The organism is Actinocrinis sp. (assembly GCF_035605935.1).
GTDB lineage: Bacteria > Actinomycetota > Actinomycetes > Streptomycetales > Catenulisporaceae > Actinocrinis.
This window is the reverse complement of the sequence record NZ_DATNGK010000042.1, coordinates 1-6,652: the sequence shown is the minus strand read 5'-3', so window position 1 is coordinate 6,652 and position 6,652 is coordinate 1. Positions and strand designations below refer to the sequence as shown.

6 protein-coding genes are annotated in these 6,652 nt (G+C 68.8%); all 6 read left to right on the top strand.

Annotated elements, in window-relative coordinates:
• Positions 1 to 303 precede the first annotated feature (303 nt).
• The gene (locus VN779_RS03155; protein ID WP_325719933.1) at positions 304 to 615 is read left to right on the top strand and encodes an EthD family reductase; all 312 of its coding nucleotides are present in this window, start codon (positions 304 to 306) and stop codon (positions 613 to 615) included.
• Positions 616 to 708: 93 nt separating this feature from the next.
• Positions 709 to 1,548 carry an alpha/beta hydrolase gene (locus VN779_RS03150; RefSeq protein ID WP_325719931.1) on the top strand — a complete coding sequence of 280 codons (840 nt, stop codon included), beginning with the start codon at positions 709 to 711 and terminating at the stop codon, positions 1,546 to 1,548.
• 112 nt (positions 1,549 to 1,660) lie between these two features.
• Positions 1,661 to 2,599 (top strand): DsbA family protein, encoded by a 939-nt coding sequence (locus VN779_RS03145; protein ID WP_325719929.1) that lies wholly within the window; start codon positions 1,661 to 1,663, stop codon positions 2,597 to 2,599.
• A 237-nt stretch (positions 2,600 to 2,836) separates the two neighbouring features.
• The gene (locus tag VN779_RS03140) at positions 2,837 to 3,727 is read left to right on the top strand and encodes a DsbA family protein (RefSeq protein WP_325719927.1); all 891 of its coding nucleotides are present in this window, start codon (positions 2,837 to 2,839) and stop codon (positions 3,725 to 3,727) included.
• Positions 3,724 to 4,800 (top strand): prolipoprotein diacylglyceryl transferase, encoded by a 1,077-nt coding sequence (lgt, locus tag VN779_RS03135; protein WP_325719925.1) that lies wholly within the window; start codon positions 3,724 to 3,726, stop codon positions 4,798 to 4,800. The genes VN779_RS03140 and lgt overlap by 4 nt, the downstream gene beginning before the upstream one ends.
• A gap of 300 nt (positions 4,801 to 5,100) precedes the next feature.
• On the top strand, positions 5,101 to 6,652 hold a 1,552-nt coding region (locus VN779_RS03130; protein ID WP_325719923.1), incomplete at its 3' end, for a glutamate synthase central domain-containing protein.

Genomic DNA, 6,652 nt, shown 5'->3' with positions numbered 1-6,652 from the left:
GTTCCACCTACGCCCGAACAGGTCGAGAGCGGCCATCAGTGGCCGGCCGGTGCTCGACCCTCGGACCGCCCGTCCCGGCCTGGGTGCCGCCATCTGTCGTTGCGCCCCCTCTTGCTGCTTCGATATCCGACACACTATCGTACGCCCCATCGATTCGATTTCCGAAGCGCCTTAAGAGGCGCTTCGTCAAGCCACTACGGCTGACCGGTGCGACCGGGCGGGTATCAAAGTGGCGGTACCGCTATGGCGACGGCCCGAGATCTCCTCGGTTCTGTGGTCGCTCGCCGCTGAACGGAAGGTGTTATGCATAAGCTGATGGTCCTGTATCGCGAGCCCGCCGACCCCGACCACTTCCGCGACTACTACCTGAACAATCACCTCCCGCTGGTCGCGCGCATGCCGGGCCTGCTCGGGTGGCGCTACAGCTTCGAGGTGGCAGCGCTGCAAGGACAGACGCCTTACTTCGCGGTCTTCGAGGCCGAGTTCGCTGACGCTGCGGCGATGACCGAGGCGAGGGCGTCTGCGCAGGGCCGGCAAGTGACTGCCGATGTCGCCAATTACGCCACCGGTGGTGCGGTCGTCATCCACTATCCGGTGCAGAACGGCGCCGGCTGAGCCGTGTCGCCGGCATGGTCCGTCGCGTCCAGGGCAGGTAAGTCGGCTTCCTGCTCGTACCGCGGTCGGCTCGGCCGAAATACACTGCGCGGCATGGGCTACTTCGCGTCCTACGACGGCGTGGAACTCGCGTATCGGCTCGTGGGCGACGGGACACCGCTGGTCTGCCTGCCCGGCGGGCCGGGGAGGGCCGCGGAGTATCTGGGTGATCTCGGTGGTCTCGATTCGTCACGACAGCTGGTCCTGCTGGACCCTCGCGGCGTTGGCCGCTCGAGCGATCCAGCGGATAGCGCGACATTCCGCGTTGACCGGCTGGTGCGCGATGTCGAAGCGTTGCGCACGCATCTCGGCCTGGAGCGGATGGACCTGCTTGCGCATTCGGCGGGTGCGAACCTGGCGACGCTGTACGCGGCTGCGTACCCGGAGCGCATCTCCCGACTCATCCTGGTCACCCCCGGTCTCGCCGCGATCGGCGTCGACGGCGACGAGGACGAATTCATCGCCGCGTTGGAGCGTGCAGCGGCAGAGCCCTGGTATCCGGCCGCGCGGGCCGCGCTGGAGAAGATCTTCAACGGAGATCTGTCAATCGACGCTTTCCGCGCGTCGCGGCCGTTGTTCTACGGCCGCTGGGACGACGCGGCCCGAGCCCACGCGACGGTCGGCGTCGCGGATCGGCACATGGCCGCGCGGCTGGGCTACTTCGCCGAGGTGAACCTCGATTCGTCCGCGATTCAGAGCGCGCTGGCGAAGCTGACCGCGCCCGTTCTGCTGCTCGTGGGTGAGGCAGACCCCATGGTGACGCCTGCCATGGCGCACGCTGCGGCTCGGGTATTCAACGATGCGAAGGTCGTCGTTCAAGCTCGGGCGGGGCACTTCCCGTGGGTCGACGATCCCGCTGGCTTCGCCGCGGCCATCAACTCATTCCTCGGCTGACGAAGCGCGCGGCCGCTCCCGATTGCCACTCATCACCCGATGCGGTGAAGGGGCGGCGCGGCTGGTCGTGTCGCGCGATTGCTTTGCCCCGGTTCACGCCAGCATGTCCGGCATGGTGGAGAATCGCGGGCTCGGCAGCCCGGTCCAAGACGATGTGACTGAAGCGACTGACACGCTCGACGCGACGCGCGACCCGGGCGCACGTGAAAGTTCCGCACGCGACAGCGCCGCACCCGAGCGGTCTGGCCGCGTGAAGGCCGCGGCCGTACGGCAGGCACAGGTCGCGGCGCAGCGGCGCAAGCGACAGCTGTGGATCGGCGGGGGAGTGTTCGCCGCCATCGCCGCACTCGTCACGGTCGGGATCTTCGTGCAGCACAACCGGGCCGTCGCCGAAGCCGCCCTCGGCACGGGGCCGTTCGTCGCGCCCGCCGCAGCCGTCGGCGAGGGCAGCCTGGCCATCCCGTTCGGCGCGAACACCGCCTTCTCCCCGTCCGTCTCCTCGGCCGCGCCCGCCCGCGTCACACTCACCATTTACGAGGACTTCCGCTGCCCCTACTGCCGGCTCGCCGAGTCGATGTTCGAGCCGACCTACAAGTCATCCGCGCTCGCCGGGAAGATCCAGGTCCAGTACCACCTGGTCGACCTGCTCGACCGCAACCTCGGCGGGACCGGATCGCTGCGCGCGGGGAACGCCGGGGCGTGCGCGCAGGACGCCGGACCTGGCAAGTTCACCGCGTATCACGACGCGCTGTACGCCAACCAGCCCGAGGAGACCGACGACGTCTTCAGCTCGAACGCCGCGCTCATCTCCCTCGCCAAGCAGGTTCCCGGACTCGACAGCCCCGCCTTCGAGGCCTGCGTCACCGGCGACACCCACGGCTCCTGGGTCAAGCGCAACTACAGCTCGCTGTACACCGTCCTGAACGGCTCCGTCGCCACTCCGTACTATGCGATCAACGGCAAGCAGTACAAGCTGACCACCCAGCCTCCCGCCACTCAGCAGGCCGCTTTCCGGGCCGCACTGGACGCGGCGGTAGCCGCAGCGCGCTGACCGCGGCCCCGGCGCTACGTCCCGCGCCGCGGCCAAGGTCACGGAGAGGTCACGCAACGCCATGAATTCCCCGAGATGTGATCGGGGGGAGGGTGGCACCGCGCGGCGGCGAGATTAGGATGCGGCAGCGGCTTTGTGCGCGCCTCGCCGGCCGGGGCTACACCTCGGCCGGTCGGGGCGTACGGGCCGCTACCGACCGCCCGCACTCGCGACTGACCCGGAAGTGGACCGCCGACGATGAGCAAGGCCAACAAGGTAGGCAAGGAGCTGGCCCGCCAGCGCGCCGCACAGCTGCGGCTTGAGCAGCAGCGCCGTGCCCGGCGCAACCGGCTCTACGCCATTTACGGGTCCGTCGTGGCCGTCATCGTGGTCGCCGTCGGCGTCGCCTTCGCGGTGCAGGCCGCGAACGGCCCCAAGACCCCGACGGCCGTGCCCGTGGGCGCGATTGCCGACACCACCGGCGGAGTCAGCGCCGCGGACGGCATGGCGATCCCGATCGGCAACTCCGACGCCAAGGTCAAGCTCACCGTCTACGAAGACGCCCGCTGCTCGGCGTGTAAGTCGTATGAGACGACGTACACGGCCGCCTACAACAAGCTGGTCCAGGACGGCACGCTCCAGCTGCTGATCCACCCGGTCACGCTCATCGACGCGAACACCAACGGCAGCGGCTCGCTGCACGCGGGCAACGCCTTCGCCTGCGCCCAGGACGCCGGGCACTTCCAGGCTTACCACGACGTCATCTACGCCAACCAGCCGAACGAGAACACCGACTCCTTCGCCTCGGACGCGACGCTGATCTCGCTGGCCAAGCAGGTGCAGGGGCTGGACTCCAAGACCTTCGAGTCCTGCGTCAACACGCACAAATACTTCGACTGGGTGAAGCAGAACTACGCGGACCTGAACAAGGTCACCAACAATTCGCCGTCCACCCCGACGATCTACGCCAACGGCAAGGCGTTCACGCTGCCGAGCGCGTCGACCACCGAGGCAGCGCAGGCCGCGTTCATCGCCTCGATCGACAAGCTGGCCGGGGTCAACCCGAGCGCTTCCCCGAGCAGCAGCGCCGCAGCCTCCTCCAGCGCGGGCGCGTCAGGCTCACCGTCGCCGTCAGCGAGCAAGTCATGACGCCGCTGGCGCCGCACCCGCTGGCTTTCCTGCCGAGCCCGACCACCGCCGAGCTCAAGCTCGGCCCGTTCCCGATCCGGTTCTACGCGCTGTGCATCATCGCGGGAATCGCGGTGGCCGTGTGGCTTGGCGAGCGGCGCTGGCGGGACCGCGGCGGCGAGCCGCACGTCATCACGGACATCGCCATCTGGGCCGTGCCCTTCGGTCTGCTCGGCGGCCGGCTCTACCACGTCATCACCGACTACGAGCTCTACTTCACCACCGGCAAGGACTGGGTGCGCGCGTTCTACATCTGGGACGGCGGCCTGGGTATCTGGGGCGCGATCGCGCTCGGCGCGCTCGGCGCCTGGATCGGGGCGCGACGGCGCGGAGTGAAACTCCCACCGCTGGCGGACGCGCTGGCACCCGGAATCGTGCTCGCGCAGGGCCTCGGCCGCTGGGGCAACTGGTTCAACAACGAGCTGTACGGCGACCCGACCACCAAGCCGTGGGGCCTGACCATCCACTGCATGGACGACGTGACCCGGAAAGCCACGCCGTGCTCAGGAATCCCGGGCACGACCACCGTCGCAGGGCACTTCCAGCCGACGTTCCTTTACGAGTCGATCTGGTGCGTGATCGTCGCGCTCATCGTCCTGTGGGCCGATCGCCGTTTCCGGATGGGGCACGGCCGCGCGTTCGCGCTCTACGTACTGCTCTACACAATCGGGCGCGGCTGGATCGAGCACCTGCGCAGCGACTACGCGCACCACATCGCCGGTCTGCGCCTCAACGACTGGACCGCGATCGTCGTCGGAGTCGGCGCGCTGGTGTACCTGATCGTCAGTTCCAGGCGCCGTCCAGGCCGTGAGACGCCGGCGGAGATGCACTGGCCGCACTTCGGATCTCCGCAGGCCGGAGCCGCTGTGCCGGACGACACGGCGGATGGCGAAGCACAGCCGGATGGCGCCGAGGTTAACCCGGACGCACCGCGACGAGAAGAACAATCGCCTCAGGTCGCCGCCGCCGAAGGCAGCGACATTGAAAGGCACACCGCCGCCGAGCCGACCGAAAGTCAACCGGCTAACCCGTAACGGTCGCCGACTGACCTGCGCCGACGGGCGCGGATCCATCCCGGATCCGCGCCCGTCGCGTGTTCTGTGAGACGTATCTCAGCTAGGGGGCGTGAACGGCGCGCAACAGGGGGAAAACAGTTCGTAGCGCGCTACAGCCGCAGGTCAAAGAGGCGTTGTCCGGCATGTGAGATGCGAGATTCTCTACTGACGGACGGTAGATCCATCGTGTAACCTCAAAGCCACCGCGGGCAGGGCCAGTGTCGTCCCTCATGCGCGCATTCAGGCGCGGACCCTTACCGACGACCATGGAGGACCCCGATGTCCCAAGCGGCCCCCCATCGCCACTCGACGCAGCAATCGGCGCTGCTGAGCGGCATCCCCGCGGCCCAGGGTCTCTATGACCCGCGGGCCGAGAAAGACGCGTGCGGTGTCGCGTTCGTCGCGACGCTCACCGGGGTGGCCAGCCACACCATCGTCGATCAGGCCCTCACCGCGCTGCGCAACCTCGAGCACCGCGGCGCCTCCGGGGCCGAGGTGGACTCGGGCGACGGCGCCGGGATACTGATTCAGGTCCCGGACCTCTTCCTGCGTGAGACCGTCGACTTCGAACTGCCGCCGGCCGGCGCCTACGCCGTCGGCCTGGCCTTCATCCCGAACAACGACGAGGTCGAACTCCAGGCCTACGACGCGGTCGCCGCGATCGCCGCCGAGGAAGGCCTCGAAGTCCTCGGCTGGCGCTACGTGCCCACCACCCCGGAACTGCTCGGCGCCACCGCCCGCGCCGTCATGCCGCGCTTCCGCCAGCTGTTCGTGGCCGGGGCCAACGGCGAGGCCGACATCGAGCTGGACCGCCTCGCGTTCATGCTGCGCAAGCGGGTCGAGCACGAGACCGACGTGTACTTCCCGTCGCTCTCCGCCCGCACCCTTGTCTACAAGGGCATGCTGACCACCGGTCAGCTCGAGCCCTTCTTCCCGGACCTGTCCGACCGCCGCCTGGCCAGCGCCATCGCGCTGATCCACTCCCGGTTCTCCACCAACACCTTCCCGGCCTGGCCGCTCGCGCACCCGTACCGCTTCGTCGCGCACAACGGCGAGATCAACACAGTGCAGGGCAACCGCAACTGGATGCGCGCCCGCGAGTCCCAGCTGGCCACCGACGCGTTCAAGGGCCCGCTCGACCGCATCTTCCCGATCGCCACCCCCGGCGCCAGCGACTCGGCCACCTTCGACGAGGTCCTGGAACTGCTGCACCTGGCCGGGCGCTCGCTGCCGCACGCGGTGCTGATGATGATCCCGGAGGCCTGGGAGAACCACACCGAGATGGACCCCGCCAAGCGGGCGTTCTACCGGTACCACTCCTGCCAGATGGAGCCCTGGGACGGCCCCGCCTCCATCACCTTCACCGACGGCACCCTCATCGGCGCCGTGCTCGACCGCAACGGCCTGCGCCCCTCCCGCTACTGGGTCACCGATGACGGCCTCGTCGTGCTGGCCTCCGAGGTCGGCGTGCTGGACATCGACCAGGCCAAGGTCGTGCGCAAGGGCCGCCTCCAGCCCGGCCGCATGTTCCTCGTCGACACCGCGCAGCACCGTATCGTCGAGGACGAGGAGGTCAAGGCGGAACTGGCCGCCGCGCACCCCTACCAGGACTGGCTGCACGCCGGTCTGATCCACCTCGACCAGCTGCCCGAGCGTGAGCACATCACGCACACCCACGCCTCGGTGGTGCGCCGCCAGCAGACCTTCGGCTACACCGAGGAGGAGCTGCGCGTCCTGCTCGCCCCGATGGCCAAGGCCGCCGCGGAACCGATCGGCTCGATGGGCTCGGACACCCCGGTCGCCGTGCTCTCCGAGCGCCCCCGGCTGCTGT